Origin of the sequence: Roseomonas elaeocarpi, assembly GCF_042433915.1 — a bacterium.
GTDB lineage: Bacteria > Pseudomonadota > Alphaproteobacteria > Acetobacterales > Acetobacteraceae > Roseomonas > Roseomonas elaeocarpi.
Window position 1 is genome coordinate 1 of sequence record NZ_JBHLUN010000007.1, and the last position, 18,546, is coordinate 18,546.

Consider the following 18,546-nt stretch of genomic DNA (forward strand, 5'->3'; position numbering starts at 1 on the left):
GCCCGTGGACCTGCACCTGCGCGGGCTGGAGGCGATGGGCGCGCGCATCGACCTGGCGGAGGGCTATATCGGCGCTTCCGTCGAGGGGCGGCTCAAGGGCGCGCGCATCGTGTTCCCGCAGGTCTCAGTGGGCGCCACCGAGAACCTGCTGATGGCGGCCACGCTGGCCGATGGCACCACCGAGCTGATCAACGCCGCGCGCGAGCCCGAGATCGGCGACCTCGCCGCCTGCCTGATCCGCATGGGCGCGCGCATCGAGGGTATCGGCACCGACCGGCTGACGGTCACGGGTGTGACGCGGCTGGGCGGCGCCACCCACCCGATCCTGCCCGACCGCATCGAGGCCGGCACCTTCGCCTGCGCCGCCGCGATCACCGGCGGCGACCTCCTGCTGGAGGGCTCGGCGGTGTCGCACCTGGGCGCCTGCGCGCGGGTGCTGAGCGAGGCGGGCGTGGACCTCAGTGACGAGGCGGGCGGCCTGCGCGTGCGCCGCACCGGGGGCTTGCGCGGCGTGGACGTGATGACCGAGCCCTTTCCAGGGTTCGCCACCGACATGCAGGCGCAGACCATGGCGCTGATGAGCGTGGCCGATGGTGCCTCGATGGTCACCGAGACGATCTTCGAGAACCGCTTCATGCACGTGCCGGAGCTGGTCCGCATGGGCGCGCGCATCAACGTCCATGGCTCGTCGGCCATCGTGCGCGGCGTGGAGCGCCTCTCGGGCGCACCCGTCATGGCCACCGACCTGCGCGCCTCGGTGTCGCTGATCCTGGCAGGCCTTGCCGCCCGCGGCGAGACCACGGTGAGCCGCGTCTACCACCTCGACCGCGGCTACGAGGCCGTCGAGCACAAGCTCGCCGGCGTGGGCGCCAACATCGAAAGAGTGCGGGGGGAGTGAGAGGGTAAGGTCGGCTTCTCGGGCGCGCCGGTGGCCAGCCCCGGGAAGGGGGGAGAAGGAATTCTCCCCCTCCCCGGACCCCTCCGCCCCCATCTTTTTCCGGGACGCTGCCGCAGGAGCGTGGTGAGCGTCGTGCGCTCCGGCTCATTGAGCCGGAGCGAGGGACGCGTCAGCTAGGGCCGACAGTAAGCTTCGCTTCTTTTCAGCAGCGCCGGCGGCCGCCGTACCGCGACCGGCTTTCACCCTTCCCGCGGCAGCGTTCCGAAAAAAAGATGAGTGGGGGTTCGGGGGAGAGAATTCCTTCTCTCCCCCGGGACAGCACGACGCCGGACGGCTTGCTGTCCCAGACCTTTCCGCCCGAAACCCCAGCGCCGTTTTCGTGACGCGGGGAGGCATCAGGCCGTCCGGTCAGCGCGCGAGGCGGCGGGCGAGCTTCCGGCTGAATTCGCCGCGCGGCGGGTCGGTCAGGCGGGCCAGGGCGAAGGGGCCGTGACGGACGCGGGCGCGCCAGTCGCTGAAGCTCTCGAACCCCGCCCGGCCGTGATAGCGCCCGTGGCCGGAGCCGCCGACGCCGCCGAAGGGCAGGGCCGGGAAGGCCACGTGGTCGATGACGCGGTTGGTGACGATGGCGCCGGAGCGCGTTTCGTGCGCCAGGCGCGCCTCCTCCGCCGCGGTGGCGCCGAAGAGCGACAGCGCCAGCGGAGCGGGGCGCGCCGCCAGCCAGCGCAGCGCCGCGTCGAGGTCCGTGCATTCCACCGCGCCCAGCACCGGGCCGAAGCGTTCCTCCGCCCCGTCGCCGCCCAGCCGCAGCGGAGTCGGGCCGGGGGCGAGGGGTTCGGTGCCCTCCGCCTGCGCCGCCTGCCGCGCGCGCTGCACCGGGGCGACCTGGCTGTCGGCTGCGATGCCGGTGGCGAGGCAGGCCGCGCGGAAGGCCTCGCGGCGGTGGCCCACCAGCAGCACCGTGTCGGGCGCCACGCAGGTCTGGCCGGCATTCACCGCCTTGGCCACCAGGATCGCCCGCGCCGCGCGCGCGAGGTCGGCGCCCGGCAGAACGAGCGCGGTGCATTGCCCGCCGAGCTCCAGCGTCAGCGGCACGAGGTTCGCCGCCGCCGCCGCCGCGATGCGCCGGCCCGTGGCGGTGCCACCGGTGAAGACGAGGTGATCCCAGGGCTGCGCCGCGAAATCGGCCGCGACGGCGGCGTCGCCCTGCACCACCTGCGCCACGGCGGGGCCCCAGGCTTCGTGCAGGATCTCGGCCAGCAGGGCGGCGGTGCGGGGGGCATGCTCGCTGGGCTTGAGGGCGACGCGGTTGCCGGCGGCCACCGCCTCGAGCGCCGGCCAGAGGGCGAGCTGCACGGGGTAGTTCCAGGGCGCCATCACCGCCACCACGCCCTTGGGCACCGGCTCCACCCAGCTGAGGCAGGGCTGAAAGGCGAAGGGGGCGAGCACGAAGCGCGGCCGGGCCCACCAGCGGAGCCAGCGGCGGGCGCGGCGGGCGGCCTGCAGCACCACCAGCACGTCGGCCAGTAGCGTGTCCTCGGGCGAGCGGCCGCCGTAGTCGGCGTCGAGGGCGGCCACCACGTCTTCCGCCCGGCGCGACAGGGTGTCGGCCAGGGCGCGCAGCAGGCGGCGGCGCTCGGGGATGGTGAGGCGGCCGGGGATCGCGCGGAGTGCGGCCAGCGCCTCGGCGGGCGAGGGGCCGGCGGGCGGCAGGGCCGGTGCCACGCCGGCCGGGGATGCCGACGCCGTGCTGGTGGAGGATCGGGCTCCGTTCGCGGTGCCTTCGCGCGCTCCGGACGCTGCGACGGCGGCCTCATCCGGTCCGGCGGATGCCGCGTCAGGCTCGCCCGAGCCGGCGGTCGTCACGGCATCGGGCGTGGTGCAGGGCCGACCCGGCAAGGGGGCGGCCGCGGAACCTCCCGCCGCCTGCGCGCTCATGCCTCGTTGCTGGCGGAGTAGGCGCGGCCCTTCCAGCCTTCCTTGCGCCCCATGGCAGCGCGGATCAGCGCCGTCCACTGGATGGCCAGCGCCACCAGGATCGCGGCCGGGTGCAGCGGAATGGTCCAGGACGGCTCTCGCCCGCGCCAGGTCACCAGCGAGCGGAAAGCGTAGCTGGCCACCAGCGCCACCGCGGCGCCGGGGGCGGGCAGCAGCAGCCAGGGCAGGACGTGGCCGCCGAACAGCAGCACCGTCCAGACCGGCAGGCCCGACGGCGTCGCCATGCCCTCTCGCGCGTTCTTCAGGAAGCCGCGCCAGGCCTCGCGGAAGTTCCGGTACATGCGGCAGGAGGCCAGCGTGGCGCCGTCCACCACCTCGGTCCGGTGCCCTTGCGTGCGCAGGCGCCGCGCCAGGGCGAGGCCGTCATGCAGCACGCCGCGCACCGCGGCATGGCCGCCGGCATCGGTGTAGGCGTGGCGGTCGATCAGGATCAACTGGCCGCAGGCCGCGGCGAGCGAGGGGTGCGCGGTGAAGGCGCGGCCGCCGCCGGGCAGGTAGCCCTGGAGCAGGAGGTTGATCACCGGCACCGTCAGCGCCTCACCCAGCGTGCCGATCTCCTGCCGCGGCACGCCGGTCACCAGCGCGATGCCGTGCTGCTGCGCGTGCGCGGCCATGGCGCCGGCGGCGTGGGGGAGGAGGCGGACATCGGCGTCGATGAACAGCAGGTGCGTGCCGCGCGCGGCCTCGCCCAGCCGGGCGCAGGCATGGACCTTGCCGGTCCAGCCGGGCGGCAGCGGCGGGGCGCGCAGGAGGCGCAGGCGCGGATCTTCAGCGGCCAGGCGCTCCACGATCGCGGCCGTGCCGTCGCGCGAGCCGTCGTCGATCACCACGACCTCGACCGCGACACCCGTGGAGGCGAGGGCGGCTCGGACGCAGTTCTCGATGTTGGCGGCCTCGTCGCGCGCCGGGATCAGCACCGACACCAGCGAACCGTCGAGCGCCCGGTCGCGCAGCACCGGCTGGTGCCACAGGTTCACGGCGGCCATCAGCAGCGGCAGCAGCGCCAGGATCAGCGCCACCGCGATCAGCAGGGTGGTCACGGCGCGTCGTGCCGCGCGTCGAAGCTTCGGCCCGTGACCGTCGCGCGCAGGTGACGCCACAGGTCGTAGATGCCGCCCATTCCTTCCCGCCCCTGTACCAGCACGGTGAAGCGCTCGGTGTCGCGCGACAGCGCATCGGCGGCAAGCCGGTCCATGGTCACGGTCAGGGCATCGCGCAGCCGCTCCGCCCGTGCCTCACGGCCGAGGGCGAGGAGGTCGGCGGCCAGGATCGGCGTGCCGAAACCGGCCAGCATCTCGGGCTTGCGCTCGCTCCAGAAGGGGTATTCCAGCGCCAGCGGCAGGAAGCGGGCATTCGGCGCGATCTCGGCCAGGCGGACGAGGCCGGGCGTGATGCCGACCGGGCGTTCCCGCACGTCCTGGAAGCGGCCCGGGGCGTTCATCCACAGCGCGTGGGCCGGGTCCGCCAGCACGCGCCCGGCCACGCGCAGGAAGGCGACGGCGCCGCGCGAGGAGCCGGTCTCGATGCCGAAAACGCCGATGCGGCGCATGAAGCTGTAGCGGCGCAGCGCCGCGGCCTCCATCGGGATGAACATGCGCCGTTCCGGCAGGGCGCGGGCGGCCAGCATCATGAAGGCGACGCCATCCCACCAGGACGGGTGGTTGGCGAAGACCACCAGCGGGGCGTCCGGCGGCCCGGGATCGGGCAGGCCCCAGCGCGGCAGCCGCAGCGCCCGGACGTGGCGGCGCAGGAAGCGGCTGAACATCAGATGGAAAAAGTTGAACCGCCGCGCGTCGAAGAGGGTGACCGGGTCGTCCTTGCCCGGGGCCGGAGAGGACGAGGGTGAGGAAATGGAGGCCGGAGTGGGGGAGGGTGATCGGTACCGCGCGCCCGACGCGCCGTCGGGAGACGTGCCTGAGGAAGTGCCGACGGGAACCGGGCCGGTGGGGGACACGGTTTGGGGCGCGACGGGCGACACGATAGGCGACGCGACGGGCACCGTGGCCGAAGACGCTCCGGCAGCTGCGGGCGGCGCCCCGTTCGCGGCGGGGCGGGCGATCGGCGGGAAAGGCGCGGCGGCGGCACGGCCATCGGGCGCCGTGTGCGCCGCCCCCAGGCGCCTGTCCCGCGACCGCCCGAGCAGCACGGCCCGTTACTCGGCGGCCTGCGGCACGCGGACCGGGATGTCGCCCTCGCGCCGGCCGGCATGGTCGGCTTCCTCGCTCATGCCGCGGCCGCCGAGGTCCGCATCCATCGCGTCGGCGGCGATCCAGCCCGACATCATCACCATCGGCATGCCCGGCCCCGGATGCGCCGCGCCACCCGCGAGGTAGAGGCCCTTCACCGCCTTGGAACGGTTGCCCGGCTTGAAGGCGCCGAGGAAGGTGCCGTGCGAGGCGAGCCCGTAGATCGCCCCGTTGAGCACCTTGTAGCGCTCGTGGATGTCCTGCGGGGTGAGGGCGCGCTCCACCACGATGCGCTCCTCGATGTCCTCCAGCCCCGCGGTGCGCTTGAGCTTGTCGAGGATCACCTGCCGGTAGGCCGGGAACATCTTCTGCCAGTCCTGCCCTTCGCGGAGGTAGGGCGTGTGCACCAGCACGTAGAGCGCCTCGCCCCCTTCCGGTGCCACGCCCGGATCGCTGCCCGAGGGCGCGGCGAGGTAGGCGGTGGGATCGGGCGCCGGGATGCCCTTCTTGTAGATCGCGTCGAACTCTTCCTCGGCATCGCGCGAGAACACGAAGTCATGGTGCGCGAGGTGGTCGTAGCGCTTGTTCAGCCCGAGGTAGAGCACCACGCCGGAACAGGCCGGCTCGAAGCCCTTCTTGGCGTACTTCCGGCCCGTGTCGCCGCCCACCAGCTCCTTGTAGGTGCGGATGGCGTCCATGTTGGAGATCACGGCGTCGCAGGGGATGCGCTCCGAGCCCACCATCACGGCCTTCACCGCGCCGTCCACCACCTCGAAGCCGGTGACCTCCGAATTGGGGCGCAGGTCGGCGCCGAGGTCGCCCGCCAGCTTCGCCAGCCCTTCCGCCACGGCGCGGGTGCCGCCCACCGGGTACCAGACGCCCTCGCTCGCCTGCATGTCGCCGATCGAGCACAGCACCGCCGGCGCCATGTAGGGGTTGGAGCCGACATACTGGCAGTAGTGGTCCAGCATCTGCGCCAGCCGCTCATCCGGGACGTGGCCGCGGATCACCTTGGCGACGTTCTGGCCCATGCGCAGGCTGAGCACGTCCTTCATGGTGCCGGGCTGGAGGTTGTCCTTCCAGTTGATGGTGTCGAAGAGGTCCTCCACCGGCTTCCAGAAGAAGAACTTCTCGGATACGCCGTGCAGGTGCTTCGCGACCTTCTGGAAGCGCTCGTAGCCCGTGCCCAGGCCGCGACCCGGCGCGAAGGCTTCCATCGCGCGCGCCATCGGCTCGACACCTTCGAGCAGGTCGATCTGCGTGTTGTCGTCAAAGAAGCAGCGCCACTGCGGGTCGAGGCGGATCAGCGGCAGCTCGGTCTGCTGGTCCCGGCCGGCTTCCGCGAAGATGCGGCGCAGGACGCGCGGCACCGTCAGGATCGTCGGCCCCATGTCGAAGCGGAACTGCCCGCTGCCGTCCGGCGCGTCGAGGTGCAGCACCGCCGCCTTGCCGCCCAGCCAGGGGTTCTTGTCCAGCACCGTCACCTGGTGCCCGCGCGCCTGCGCCACCGCCGCCGCCGCGAGCCCACCCAGGCCGGAGCCCACCACCACCACGCGCGCCATCGCCGCTTACTCCCCCACTCAGGCCGGCACGGCGGCGTCGAGCGCCCCGTGCATCCGCGTATCGACACCGTGCAGTCCGAGGTCGCGCAGGCACAGGTCAGTGCTGATGCGCGCCCCCTCGTAGATCACCGGCAGGCCCGAGCCCGGATGCGTGCCGCCGCCCACCAGATAAACGCCCTCGGCATCGCCGAAGCGGTTGCCGGGGCGGAAGCAGAGCATCTGGCCGAGGTCATGCGCCAGGTTGAAGGTCGCGCCGTAGCCCACCGAGAACTCGTCCTGCCAGTCCTGCGGCGTGACCATGCGTTCGTAGCGGATGCGCGGACGCAGGTCGCCGACGCCCAGCTTGGCCACGCGGTCGAGCGCCAGTTCGCGGTAGCGCGCGGCCTCCACGCTCCAATCGGCGCCGCCGCGCAGGTTGGGCACCGGGATCAGCAGGTAGAGCGCCGAGTGGCCCGGCGGCGCCATGCCGCTGTCCGAGGCGCCGGCGTTCTGCAGGTAGACCGAAGGGACATCGGGGATGATGCCGTCGCCGATCTCGCGCAGGTTGCGGGCGTAGTCCTCGGCCAGCAGGATCGTGTGATGGGCGAGTTCCGGGAAGGTGCCCTCGACGCCCAGGTAGAGCATGAAGGTCGAGCAGGAATAGCGCGCCTTCTCGATCTTGCGGTCCGACCACTTGCGGCGCAGCGCGTCGGGGATGAGGCGCGGCACGGCATGGGCGAAGTCGGCGTTCAGCACCACCGCGTCGGAAGCGTGGCGGCGGCCGCCGACCTCGACGCCGCGCGCCTTGCGGCCCTCGAAGGCCAGGGCCTCCACGGGGCTGTTGAGCCGGATCTCCACGCCCAGGCGCTCCGCCACGCGTGCCATCGCCAGTGCCACCGCGCCGCAGCCGCCGCGCGGGTGGAAGACGCCGTGCTCGTATTCCAGGAAGCTCAGGATGGTGAAGAGGCTGGGGCAGCGATACGGGCTCATCCCCAGGTATTTCGTCTGGAACGAGAAAGCGAGGCGCGTGCGCGGGTCGCGAAAGAAGCGCCGCATGTCGCCATCGACGGAGCGGTTCGGCCTGAGGTGCGGCAGGGCGCCCATCATGTCGCGCCGCATCACGTCGGCTGGGCTGTTGAAGGCGCGTTCCAGCACCGGGCGGAAGGCCGCGAGCTTGCGGCGATTGTCGGCCAGGAAGCGGGTGAGGTTGCGCGCGTCGTGCGGGTCGAGCTTGCTGATCTCCGCTTCCATGCGCGCGAGGTCGGGCGTGGCATCCACGGTGACGCCGCCCGCGCCTTCCTCGAACAGGAGGCGGTACTGCGGATCGAGGCGGATCATCTCCACTTCTTCGCGCAGCGTCGCGCCGCACTCGCTGAAGATTTCCTCCAGGATGCGCGGGTACAGGAAGAAGGTGGGGCCGAGGTCGAAACGGTAGCCGCCCGGGGCGTCCAGCAGCCGGTTGCGGCCGCCCACCACCCCGTCCCTTTCCCACACCGTGACGCGCACCCCGCGCGAGGCCAGCAGCATCGCGGCGGCCAGCCCACCGGGGCCCGCGCCGATCACCGCGACCTCGGGCCGGTCGCGTCGGATCGAGGGGGCGTAGAGGGGGGCGTTCATCGCGGGCAAGTCGATCCGGGCGGGGGTGTCACAGGCTGATGAAGCATGTTCGTCCGATGCGCGACTTCGCAAGGATCACAGCTTCGCGTGCCGATGATGCGCCGCCGTTACGACAGGCTACCCTACGCCTCCTCGAACAGGGCGCGGAGCGAGGCGGGCGGGGGTGCCGTGCCGGCCGCCCAGGCCGCGATCCCGGGTGCCTCCTCGGGCCGCAGCGCGCCGAGTGCTGCGGCCTGGCCCAGCACCGGGCCGAACTTGAAGCCGTGGCCGCTGGTACCGCAGACCACGGTGGCGCGGGCGCCCAGCGGCTCCACCACGATGCGCTCCTCCGGCGCGACGTCGTAGTAGCAGGCGCGGGCGCCGAGCACGCGGTGGCGCGCCGCGTCGCGCAGGCGCGGGCGGGCGAGGGTCAGGATCTCCTCCGCCTCGGCCGCGCTGGCGTCACGCCGGTCCTCCGCATCGCCGCGGCAGGAAAAGCGGTGGTCGCCCACCTTCAGCGCGGTGCCCGCCACCGGCGGCACGGCGTAGAAGCCGCCCGCCGCCGACAGGTCCAGCAGCATCGGCGCCGCGGCCCAGCGGGCGCGCTGTTCCTCCGGCGGTTCGAGGTAGACCACCACCTGCCGCGAGGGCGTGGCGCGGGGGCGCAGCTCCGGCCGCAGCCGGGCGGTCCAGGGGCCGGCGGCGAGGACGAGGCGGTCGGCCTCGATCACCTCTCCCCCGTCCAGGGTCAGGCGGGCGCGTTCTCCGTCGACCTCGCGAACGGTGGCGGTGCGGAAGGCGACGCCCAGCGCCGCGAGGTGCCGCGCCAGCGCGGCCACGATGCGGTCGGCCAGCAGCACGCCGCCAGTGGGCACCCAGAGCGCCGCGGCGAGCCCGTCGGGGCGCAGCATGGGGAAGCGGTCGGCGAGGCCGGCGGGGGCGAGGTCCTCTGCCAAGTAGCCGTCGCCCAGCAGCGTCTCGCGGCTGCGGGCGAGCCAGTCGGCGGGGGAGGCGGCGGTGCCGTCCTGCGGGCCGAGGGCGGCGAGGTCGGGGTTGCCGGGACCGGAGTTGTTAAGGTCGGAATGGCCTGGGCCTGGGCCTGGGCCTGGGCCTGGGCCTGGGCCGGGGCCGGGGCCGGGGCCGGGGCCGGGGCCGGGGCGAGGGTCAGGGCCAGGACTGGCGGGTACGAGGGCGCCCGGCGCAGCGGTGCCGGCGGTGGGGCGGTGCGCCGGGGGCGCGGCGGCCGGGGTGCCCGGCGCCTCCCACCCGCTGGCGGCACGGTGCTCCGCGTTCTGCGGCGCGACCGGCACGTCCGACAGGGCCAGGGTTCCGGTGGGGTGGTAGGGCGCCTCGCCGATCTCGCGGAACAGGGCGGTCCAGGCGCGGTGCGCCTCGTCCACCATGCGCATGTAGCCGCGCTCGGCGCCGTAGGCGTGGCGGATCAGCCGGTGCTGGTCCACCGAGGCCCCGGCCGGGTTTGGCAGGGCGGACTGGTCCACCACGGTGACGGCGCAGCCCTGGCGGTGCAGCGCCCGGGCGGTGCAAAGGCCCATGATGCCGCCGCCCAGCACCACGACGCGCGGGGCGCCAAGGCCAGGACGGGGGCCGGGTGCCGGCGGACGCGGCGTCATCGCGGGATCAGCAGCCGCAGCCCGTAGGCCACCGCACCCACCACCACGACGCCCAGGACCCAGAGCAGCACGAACCAGCCGAGGCGCCGCCAGCCGCTGCCGGCTCCGCTCCCGGCGTTCGCCGGCGCGCCGTCGCCCTGGCCGCGCGGCCAGCCGGCACCGTCAGTGGTATCCGCCATCAACCGTCACCTTGCCCCGGAACAGGTAGTACACGTAGCCCGTGTAGCACAGGATGATCGGGATCAGCACCGCGGCCCCCGCCAGCAGGAAGACCTGCGAGGAGCGCGGCGCCGCGGCATCCCAGATGGTGATCGAGGGCGGCACGATGTGCGGATACATGCTGACGCCGAGGCCCAGGTAGGTCAGCAGGAACATCAGCAGCATCAGCACGAAGGGCTTGGCATCGGCCCAGAGCCCGTTCTTGTCGGCCCGCTCCACCGCGCGGAAATAGCCCCATGTCAGCGCCGCCAGGATCACCGGCACGGGTGCCGCGTAGAGCATGTTGGGGAAGCTCAGCCAGCGGGCGCGGAAGCTGGCCTGCAGGAAGGGCATGGTCACCGACACGGCCAGGATGAAGACCAGCAGCACCACGCCCATGGAGCGCGCCTGGGCGCGGGCGCGGTCATGCAGGCTGCCCTCCGTCTTCCACATCAGCCAGCAGGAGCCCAGCACGCCGTAGCCGGTGATCAGCGCCAGGGCGGTCAGGATCGAGAAGGGCGTCAGCCAGTCCCACCAGCCGCCGGCATAGGCGCCGTTCTCCACCCGGATGCCTTGCACGAAGGCGCCCAGCGCCACGCCCTGCGAAAAGGTCGCGACGTAGGAGCCCCAGGAAAAGGCGCGGTCCCACCAGCGCTGCTGCCAGTCATTGGCGGCGCGGAAGCGCATCTCGAAGGAAACGCCGCGGAACACCAGCGCCAGCAGCATCAGGATCAGCGGCATGTAGAGCGCGGGCAGAATGGTGGCGTAGGCCAGCGGAAACACCGGCAGCAGGCCCACGCCGCCTAGCACCAGCCAGGTCTCGTTGCCGTCCCAGACGGGGGCCACGGTGTTCACCGCCACGTCGCGCTCCTCCTTGGAGCGCAGCACCGGGAACAGGATCCCGATGCCGAGGTCGAAGCCGTCGAGGCAGACGTAAAGGAACACGGCGGCGGCGATCAGCACCGCCCAGATCGTCGCCAGGGTGTGCGCGTCGAGCATCGGTTCTCACTCCGCCGGCTGGATCTGGGGACGCGGGTCGACGCCGTGCCGCGTCGAGGGAGCGGGCGTGGTGCCGGCCGAGCGGATCGGCTTGTCGGTCGGCGGCCCCGCCTCGTGCGCCTTGGGTGCCTGCGCGAACAGGCGGAACAGGAACCAGATGCCGGCGCCGAAGACCACGAAGTACACCAGCGCGAAGGCCGCGAGCGAGGCCGCCACCGCGGGCGCCGCGATCGGCGCCACGCTGTCGGCGGTGCGCAGCAACCCGTAGACCGTGAAGGGCTGGCGCCCGGCCTCGGTCACGATCCAGCCGCAGGTCACGGCGATGAGGCCGGCGGGGCCCATCGCCACCGCGGCGCGGTGCAGCCAGGGGTTCTCGTAGAAGCGGCCGCGAAGCCGCATCACCAGGCTCGCGGCGCCCAGCGTGATCATCAGCACGCCCAGCCCCACCATGATGCGGAAGGCGAAGAAGACCAGCGGGATGTTGGTGGGCCAGTGGTCGCGCGGCAGGTCCTTCAGCCCCGGAACGTGGCCGTTCCAGCTGTGCGTCAGGTACAGGCTGGCGACGTGCGGCACCTCGATGGCGAGGCGCGTGCGCTCCTGCTCGGCCGAGGGGATGCCGAACAGCACCAGCGGCGCGCCGTCATGGCTCTCGAAATGGCCTTCCATGGCCGCGAGCTTGGCAGGCTGGTGCTCGAAGGTGTTGCCGCCATGCAGGTCGCCCAGCACCAGCTGCAGGGGTGCGAGGACGCAGAGCAGCCACATCGCCATGGAGAACATCAGCCGGGCGCGCGGATTGGCATCCCGCGTGCCGAGCGCCTCGTTGCGCCGCTCACGCAGGACGTGGAAGGCGCCGACCGCGCCCACGATCAGCCCGGTGGTGAGGTAGGCGCCGGTGACGGTGTGGGCGTAGCGGAACGGGAAGGAGGGGTTGAAGATGATCGCCCACCAGTCCTCCGGGTGGAAGGAGCCGTCGGCCGCCACGCTGTAGCCCGCCGGCGTGTGCAGCCAGGAATTGGCCGACAGGATCCAGAAGGCGGACATGCTGGTGCCGAAGGCGACGAGGCAGGTGGCGGCGAAGTGCAGCCGCTTGCCCACGCGCTCGAGCCCGAACAGCATCACGCCGAGGAAGCCGGCCTCCAGGAAGAAGGCGGTCAGCACCTCGTAGCCCATCAGCGGCCCGATGATCGGCCCTGCCTTCTGCGACAGCACCGACCAGTTGGTGCCGAACTGGTAGGACATGACGATGCCCGACACGACGCCCATGGCGAAGGCGATGGCGAAGATCTTCAGCCAGTAGCGGAACACGTCGAGGTACACGGCGCGCCCCGTCCACAGCCACAGCCCTTCCAGCACCGCCAGGTAGGAGGCGAGGCCGATGGTGAAGGCCGGAAACAGGAAGTGCCAGACCACCACGAAGGCGAACTGGAAGCGCGCCAGGTCGAGCGCGCTGGGAAGGAGGGAGTCGATCATCGGCGTTGCCTCCGCGGAAGCAGGTCACCCGGACGGGTCCGGGATGCGCAAGTGAAAATCGTGGGGCGCGGCGGGGTGGGGCGCCCCCGTCGCCGCGCCGGGATGGCGGAGTGGCGCGTCATGACCGTTCCCCGTCCGCCGGCGACGCCCGGCGCCCGCGGCCGAGCGAGATGATCTTGTCCTTGGCGTCCAGCAGCCGCGTCACGCGCGTGCCCAGCGCCAGCAGGGCCGCCAGCCGGTCGGTGTCCACCTGCCGCATGTCCTCGTACCAGGTGGTCAGCCGGTCGATCAGGCCGTGCATCTCGGCCATGCGGGCCTGGGCGTGCTGCTCGGCGGCGCTGTCGGGCTGCTGCATCAGCAGCTCCCGCAGCACCGACAGGGTCGGATCGACCTCGCGCTTCTTCCGTTCCTCGGCGAGCGTGCGGAGGATCTGCCAAACGTCGTCGGGCGTGGTGAAGAAGTCGCGCCGGTCGCCCGGCTGGTGGCGCAGCAGCACGAGGTTCCAGGCCTGCAGCTCCCGCAGGCCCATCGACACGTTGGAGCGCGACACGCCCAGCGCTTCCACGATCTGGTCGGCCGAGAGCGGCGCGTCCGAGACGTAGAGCAGGGCGTAGATCTGCCCGACCGTACGGTTGATGCCCCATCGGCTGCCCATCTCACCGAAGTGCAGCACGAAGGACTGGATCAGCGGCGGGAGGTTCACGTTCCGATGGTTCCCGTAATTTCAGAAATTTCTGAAATAACGATATTGGCCGAAGGAGCCGGAATGCAAGTTCCCGCTCCGTCAGACCGGCATCAAATCGGTGGCAGTTGTCCCGTGGCGCCGGCCCGCCGCGGGGCCGCACCGGGCCTTCCGGCCGTCAAAGAATGTGGGAAGCGCCGTTGCTGCCGATGGGCTCGCCCCGGGGATGAGGGCGGCGGTAAAGGTTCCGTCACTGCCGGAACCGTCGCGCCGCCGGGCGCGCAGCGCGGTCCCGGCGCAAGGGGCGGCGAGGACACGCGCGAAACTGTTTGGAGCCGCCGCGGCCCCGGGGTGTTCAGGCCGGCCGCCGCGTCGGTGCCGTGGCGGCGGGCGGGTTCAGCCCATCCAGCCGGCCGGGGCCCAGAGCAGGGCCGTCAGCACCAGGCCGGTGACGGCCACGATGCTTTGCAGCACCGACCAGACCAGCACGGTCTGGCCCAGACGCAGGCCGAAGAATTCCCGCACCATCCAGAAGCCCGCGTCGTTGACGTGGCAGAAGAACACCGAGCCGGAGCCGATCGAGAGCACCAAGAGCGAGGTCTGCGCCGCCGTCAGCCCGAAATCGCCCACCAGCGGCGCCATCAGCCCCGCGACGGCGGTCGTGGCCACGGTGGCAGAGCCCGTGGCCTGGCGCAGGCAGACGGCGATCAGCCAGGCCAGCAGCACCAGCGGGATGCCGGTGTCGTGGGCGATCTTGCCGAGTGTGCCGGTGATGCCGGCCTCCACCAGCACCTGCTTGAAGCCGCCGCCGGCGCCGATGGTCAGCAGCAGGATGGCGATCGGCGGCAGGGCGGCGCGCATGGCCTCGCCCACCTCGGCGCGGCTGGCGCCGCGGCCCCAGCCCAGCGCCAGCGCCGCCACCACGACGCTGATCGCCAGCGCCATGATCGGTTCGCCCACCGTGAGCAGGGCCGCGCGGACGGGGCCTTCCCCCAGGGCGATCTGTGCCACGGTGCGGCACAGCATCAGCGCCACCGGCAGCAGCAACACGGTCAGCGAGAGCGTGAAGGAGGGGCGCGCCGCACCGCCGACCCAGGCGGCGTCGTGCCCGCCGTCCCGCGCGGCGCCGTCCCGCCCGGCCTCCAGCAGCGCCGGGTGTCGGCCGATGAACCGGCCGTAAAGGGGGCCGGCCAGCGCCACCGCCGGCACCGCGATCACGAGGCCCAGCACCAGCGTCAGGCCCAGGTCGGCGTGCAGCTGCGCGATGCCGATCAGTGGTCCGGGATGGGGCGGCACCAGGGCGTGCAGCGTGGTCATGCCGGCCAGCGCCGGGATCGCGACCTGCATCACCGGCAACCGGGTCTTTTGGGCCAGCGAGAAAATGATCGGGATCATGAGCACCAGCCCGACCTCGAAGAAGAGGGGCAGGCCGATCAGCATGGCCACCAGCGCCAGCAGCCAGGGCAGGCTTCGCGCGGTCGCGTGCTGCAGCACGCCGTCCACGATGCGGTCGGCCGCGCCGCCCGCGGTCAGGATGCTGCCCAGCATGGCGCCCAGCGCGATCACCACGCCGATGTCGCCCAGTACGCCGCCGGCCCCATGCTCGAAGGCCGGGGTCAGCTTCTCGAAGGGCAGGCCGACGACGGCCGCGAAGACGCCGGCGCCCAGCATGATCGCGAGGAAGGCGGCGATCCGGCCCCAGGCGATCAGCAGCACGATCACGCCCAGGGCAAGGGCCACGGCGGCGAGAAGCAGGGTATCGCCGCCGTTCCAGGCTGCCGTCATCACGTCCACTCCGCTGGGATGCAGGGGTCATCCTGCGCCGGCGGAGGAGCGTCAAATCAGGGCAGCAATGCGCGCGGGCCGGTTGTCAGTCCACCAGAACACGGATGCGCATCGGGTGGGGCGGGAAGGCGCCGCCCGGTGCATCCGCCGGACCGCGGCCCCCGCCCGGTGCGTCAGGCCGCCGCGGCGAGCGGCGCGGGGGTTGCCCCGGCCGCGACCTGTTCCACCACGCCCACGAGGCGGGCCAGGTCGCCGTCCACGCGGTGCACCATGTCGGCCGGCATGGCGTCGAGCTCGACCTGGAGGCGCACCAGCGCGCCTTCGCGCCGCAGCGACATCCGGTCGGGCAGCAGGCCGCGCTTGCTGAAGGCTTCCAGCGCGCGGGGGAGGAAACCGACGGAGGGCTCCGCCAGGAGGTTGAAGGCGGCGGGGCGAACGGGTTCGGACATGGAAAGGACCTCGGGGATCATCGGCGGGGAGGGTGGGGACGCAGTATCCCGGCCGCCTCCGCCCCTTCCGCGCGGGAAGGGTCCCTTCGGGGAACCTTGCGCAGAGGCGGTCAGGCGACCGGGCGCGTAATTCGCCGAATGATGATCCGAAGCGTCATGCCCCCAGCCTAGGCACCAGCCGGGGTGGCCTGCAACCCCCCTTCTTCCGCCGCAGCCTCCTCGGTGGATTTGCGCCAGGGCGAGGGGATCAGGATGCCCAGCTCCTCGAAGCGGGCCTGGATGCGGCGGTTGAGCTCGCGCGCCACGGGGGCGCGCTGCGACGGGTCGGTCTTGAGGCGGGCGCGCAGCACCACGCCGGTCTCGGCCAGCTTCTCCACGCCCATCACGTCCATCTCATCGCGGATGGCATGGCCCCAGCGCGGCTCGGCGCGCATCTCCTTGGCGATCTCGCGCAGCACGCGCCCGACGCGGTCGGTGTCCTCGCCGTAGGGCAGCGAGAATTCCAGCATCGCGAAGGCGAAGTCGCGGGTCATGTTGGTGACCGAGGTCACGGCGCTGAAGGGGATGATGTGCACCGCCCCGTCCACCGCGCGCAGCCGGATGGAGCGGATGGAAAGCCGCTCCACCACGCCGGTCAGGGCGGGCGAGCCCAGCGTCACTGTGTCGCCCACCGCCACCGCATCCTCCAGCAAGAGGAACAGGCCGGTGACCACGTCCTTGACCAGGGTCTGCGAGCCGAAGCCGATGGCGACACCCACCACCGAGGCGCCGGCGATCAGCGGCGCCACGTTGACGCCGATCTCGCTGAGGATGTTCAGCATGAGGAAGATGACGATCACGATCATCAGCGCCGTGCGCATCATCGGCAGCAGCGTGCGCACGCGGGCCGAGCGCGCGGCCTGGCCTTCGCGGGAGGCCTTGGCCAGCTGTCGCGCGATGGCGGCGTTGGCGACCTCCCACACCGCCAGCGCGATGGCCAGCGTCAGGCCGATCGACACCAGCCCGCCGATCACCCGCGCGCCCAGGCGCCCCTGCGTGAACCAGGCAAAGGCGCCGATGCCCCAGGCTTCCAGCAGCACCAGCCCCGCGACCAGGGTGATCAGGCCGCTGAGCACACCGTGCAGGATGGGGGTGTAGCGGTTGGCCCGTTCCTCCAGCCCCGGGTAGCGGTGCGAGAATTCCGGTCCGACGTGGAAGCCGCGGTCCACCAGCCGCCGCACGGCGTAGTCCAGCCCCTTGGCCACCGCCAGGATCAGCAGCGTGGCCGCGGTGCCGCGCAGGAGGCGGCCGAAGCCGTCCTCGATCTCCAGCGCCCAGACGCCCCACAGCGCCAGCAGCCACAGGATGGCGACCACGTGCCAGATCTCGGCCAGGCGGTTGCGCAGGGCGCGCCCGGCGCGGCGGCTGCGGCCCGGTTCCTCGCCATCGAGCAGCGGCGGGGCGCGCAGCAGGTCGGCCACGGCGCGGCGGTTCTGCAGCACCACGATCACCAGCAGCAGCGACACCAGCAGCATCACCACGCGAATGATGCCGTCATACACCGCCCAGGGCACGCCGAACTGCAGCACCGCCTCGGCCACGCCGTAGCCGAACACCGCCAACCCCACGATGCGGCGCAGCCACACGGTGATGTAGGCCGCGGTCTCGTCGGTCATGCGGATCAGCCGCAGATGCGCCGAGGCCGGCGAGAACAGCATACGCGAGGCGATCATGATGGCGCGCACGAGCACGTAGGCGTTGTTTAGCGTCAGCATGATGAGCTGCGTGGTGGGCAGCGGGTGCACCACCTCGATCAGCCCGTAGCTCACCACCGCGAAGCCGCAGACCGGCACGAGGTCGAGCAGCAGGCGCGCCAGCACGATCGGCACGCGGCGCAGCCAGCTCCACTTGGCACCGGGCTCCGGCGCCAGCGTGTCGAGGCGGCGGCGCGGGCGGTGGAGGGCGTGAAAGATCCCGACCTCGGCCAGGATGCCGAGGCCGAACACCAGCGCGAGCTTCCAGGACGCGTCGGCGATGCGCGTACGGCTGACCGGGTCGCGCGCCACGCCCGAGGCCCAGGAGGCCACGGCCGGCAGGTCCGACAGGACGCGGGTGCCCGCGGTCACCTGCTGCGCCGCGTGCTGCAGCCGCTCCGACAGGCTGGACAGGAGCTGCGACACCAAGGTGCTGGGCACCACGATCGCGGGCGCCGCCGGCGCAGGGGCGGGTGCGGGTGCGGCGGCGGTGTTGCCGGGCGGCGTTTCCGGGGGCGGCGCGTCGGCGGCCGGCGCGGCCTGGCCCGTGCCCGCCTGCGCCGGGGCTGCCGGGGCGGCGCCGTTCTGCGCCGGGGCCGTGCCGGTGGGCGCCGCGGCGGCCTGGGCAGGGGCGGCGGGTTGGGCCGCGGGGCCTTCCCGATGGGCGCGGGCGTTGCGCTCGGCGGCGGCCAGGGTTTCCAGGCTGCGGATCAGCTCGGCGCGGCGGTTCTCGTTGCGCAGGATGTCCAGCATCCGCTCGGCCTCGCCCGGCGCGGCGCCGGGCTGGGCGGCCGGGGGAACCGTGGCGGGCGCGGCCGCCGTCTGGGCCCGTGCCGTACCGGTGGCGCCGGGCCAGGGGTTCGCGGCGAGGAGGAGCAGCGGGAGCAGCAGGAGAAGCCTGTGCGGAAGGCGGCGCATCATGCGGCCTTGGACCCCGGCGGCGGCGCTCGGTCAATCCGCCTTCGCTGCGCCGGTCCGGGGTTGTCGCGCGGCCGGTGTCGCCTGGGTGGCAGGGCACCGGCGCATGGCCGGCCGTGCCGCCGGTGCCGTCGGTCCGTGCCGGCTGCGGCGGAAGGAAAATCCGTTGCGCCACCGCTCCGGCACCCCAGATGGCAGGGCATGATCACGCTGCTCACCATCCTTGTCGGCATCGCCATGCTGGCGACGCTGGGCGTCCTGTTCGCGGGCATGCTGGGCATGGTGCGGGGCAATGGGGACGGGGCGCGCTCCAACGCGCTGATGCGCTGGCGCGTGATCCTGCAGGGCGTGGCGCTGGGGCTCTTCGCGCTGCTCCTGCTGCTGATGCGCAGCCGCTAGGGATCGCGGCGCCGGCCGGGCGCGCAGGGCCGCTCACGCGCCCGCCGGGGCTTCGCGCCGGCC

General features: G+C 72.8%; 15 protein-coding genes. 2 read left to right on the plus strand and 13 right to left on the minus strand.

Going from position 1 to position 18,546, the window contains the following annotated elements:
- Positions 1-898: UDP-N-acetylglucosamine 1-carboxyvinyltransferase (gene murA / locus ACFFGY_RS10155; protein WP_377044373.1), on the plus strand; the 898-nt coding region annotated here is incomplete at its 5' end.
- A 408-nt stretch (positions 899-1,306) separates the two neighbouring features.
- Here the strand turns inward: murA and ACFFGY_RS10160 are convergent.
- The 13 genes from ACFFGY_RS10160 to ACFFGY_RS10220 all read right to left on the minus strand — a co-directional run bounded on the left by ACFFGY_RS10160 (position 1,307) and on the right by ACFFGY_RS10220 (position 18,087).
- On the minus strand, positions 1,307-2,623 hold the full coding sequence (locus tag ACFFGY_RS10160) for an aldehyde dehydrogenase family protein (RefSeq protein ID WP_377044374.1): 1,317 nt from the start codon (positions 2,621-2,623) through the stop codon (positions 1,307-1,309).
- 209 nt (positions 2,624-2,832) lie between these two features.
- Entirely contained in the window at positions 2,833-3,936 is a 1,104-nt protein-coding gene (locus tag ACFFGY_RS10165; protein ID WP_377044375.1) for a glycosyltransferase, read from the minus strand.
- Complete coding sequence (locus tag ACFFGY_RS10170) at positions 3,933-4,661, minus strand: lysophospholipid acyltransferase family protein (protein ID WP_377044376.1); 729 nt, start codon at positions 4,659-4,661, stop codon at positions 3,933-3,935. Before ACFFGY_RS10170 ends, ACFFGY_RS10165 begins: the two co-directional genes overlap by 4 nt.
- A 387-nt stretch (positions 4,662-5,048) precedes the next feature.
- A complete protein-coding gene (locus ACFFGY_RS10175) occupies positions 5,049-6,644 on the minus strand; it encodes a phytoene desaturase family protein (protein ID WP_377044377.1) in 1,596 nt (531 codons plus the stop codon).
- Between the two features lie 18 nt (positions 6,645-6,662).
- Entirely contained in the window at positions 6,663-8,240 is a 1,578-nt protein-coding gene (crtI, locus tag ACFFGY_RS10180) for a phytoene desaturase family protein (RefSeq protein ID WP_377044378.1), read from the minus strand.
- Positions 8,241-8,362: 122 nt separating this feature from the next.
- Complete coding sequence (locus ACFFGY_RS10185) at positions 8,363-9,850, minus strand: FAD-dependent oxidoreductase (RefSeq protein WP_377044379.1); 1,488 nt, start codon at positions 9,848-9,850, stop codon at positions 8,363-8,365.
- On the minus strand, positions 9,847-10,029 hold the full coding sequence (locus tag ACFFGY_RS10190; protein WP_377044380.1) for a DUF2474 family protein: 183 nt from the start codon (positions 10,027-10,029) through the stop codon (positions 9,847-9,849). The genes ACFFGY_RS10185 and ACFFGY_RS10190 overlap by 4 nt, the downstream gene beginning before the upstream one ends.
- Positions 10,013-11,047 (minus strand): cytochrome d ubiquinol oxidase subunit II, encoded by a 1,035-nt coding sequence (gene cydB, locus ACFFGY_RS10195; RefSeq protein WP_377044381.1) that lies wholly within the window; start codon positions 11,045-11,047, stop codon positions 10,013-10,015. The genes ACFFGY_RS10190 and cydB overlap by 17 nt, the downstream gene beginning before the upstream one ends.
- A 6-nt stretch (positions 11,048-11,053) precedes the next feature.
- Positions 11,054-12,517 carry a cytochrome ubiquinol oxidase subunit I gene (locus ACFFGY_RS10200; RefSeq protein ID WP_377044382.1) on the minus strand — a complete coding sequence of 488 codons (1,464 nt, stop codon included), beginning with the start codon at positions 12,515-12,517 and terminating at the stop codon, positions 11,054-11,056.
- A gap of 118 nt (positions 12,518-12,635) precedes the next feature.
- Entirely contained in the window at positions 12,636-13,220 is a 585-nt protein-coding gene (locus ACFFGY_RS10205) for a GbsR/MarR family transcriptional regulator (RefSeq protein ID WP_377044383.1), read from the minus strand.
- Positions 13,221-13,595: 375 nt separating this feature from the next.
- Positions 13,596-14,984, minus strand: coding sequence for a GntP family permease (locus tag ACFFGY_RS10210; RefSeq protein ID WP_377044384.1), 1,389 nt, complete (start codon positions 14,982-14,984; stop codon positions 13,596-13,598).
- 173 nt (positions 14,985-15,157) lie between these two features.
- On the minus strand, positions 15,158-15,433 hold the full coding sequence (locus tag ACFFGY_RS10215) for a hypothetical protein (RefSeq protein WP_377044385.1): 276 nt from the start codon (positions 15,431-15,433) through the stop codon (positions 15,158-15,160).
- Between the two features lie 167 nt (positions 15,434-15,600).
- Positions 15,601-18,087 carry a mechanosensitive ion channel domain-containing protein gene (locus tag ACFFGY_RS10220; RefSeq protein ID WP_377044386.1) on the minus strand — a complete coding sequence of 829 codons (2,487 nt, stop codon included), beginning with the start codon at positions 18,085-18,087 and terminating at the stop codon, positions 15,601-15,603.
- 198 nt (positions 18,088-18,285) lie between these two features.
- Here ACFFGY_RS10220 and ACFFGY_RS10225 point away from each other — a divergent pair, with 198 nt between their 5' ends.
- Positions 18,286-18,483, plus strand: a complete 198-nt coding sequence (locus ACFFGY_RS10225) for a twin transmembrane helix small protein (RefSeq protein ID WP_377044387.1) — start codon at positions 18,286-18,288, stop codon at positions 18,481-18,483.
- Positions 18,484-18,546: the final 63 nt, after the last annotated feature.

Excerpts from the sequence above, each read along its gene's own strand:
- ACFFGY_RS10175 (WP_377044377.1), bottom strand. The coding sequence starts at position 6,644 with ATGGCGCGCGTGGTGGTGGTGGGCTCCGGCCTGGGTGGGCTCGCGGCG.
- ACFFGY_RS10210 (WP_377044384.1), bottom strand. The coding sequence starts at position 14,984 with ATGACGGCAGCCTGGAACGGCGGCGATACCCTGCTTCTCGCCGCCGTG.
- cydB (WP_377044381.1), bottom strand. The coding sequence starts at position 11,047 with ATGCTCGACGCGCACACCCTGGCGACGATCTGGGCGGTGCTGATCGCC.
- ACFFGY_RS10185 (WP_377044379.1), bottom strand. The coding sequence starts at position 9,850 with ATGACGCCGCGTCCGCCGGCACCCGGCCCCCGTCCTGGCCTTGGCGCC.
- crtI (WP_377044378.1), bottom strand. The coding sequence starts at position 8,240 with ATGAACGCCCCCCTCTACGCCCCCTCGATCCGACGCGACCGGCCCGAG.
- ACFFGY_RS10215 (WP_377044385.1), bottom strand. The coding sequence starts at position 15,433 with ATGTCCGAACCCGTTCGCCCCGCCGCCTTCAACCTCCTGGCGGAGCCC.
- ACFFGY_RS10190 (WP_377044380.1), bottom strand. The coding sequence starts at position 10,029 with ATGGCGGATACCACTGACGGTGCCGGCTGGCCGCGCGGCCAGGGCGAC.
- ACFFGY_RS10225 (WP_377044387.1), top strand. The coding sequence starts at position 18,286 with ATGATCACGCTGCTCACCATCCTTGTCGGCATCGCCATGCTGGCGACG.
- ACFFGY_RS10170 (WP_377044376.1), bottom strand. The coding sequence starts at position 4,661 with ATGTTCAGCCGCTTCCTGCGCCGCCACGTCCGGGCGCTGCGGCTGCCG.
- ACFFGY_RS10200 (WP_377044382.1), bottom strand. The coding sequence starts at position 12,517 with ATGATCGACTCCCTCCTTCCCAGCGCGCTCGACCTGGCGCGCTTCCAG.
- ACFFGY_RS10220 (WP_377044386.1), bottom strand. The coding sequence starts at position 18,087 with ATGATGCGCCGCCTTCCGCACAGGCTTCTCCTGCTGCTCCCGCTGCTC.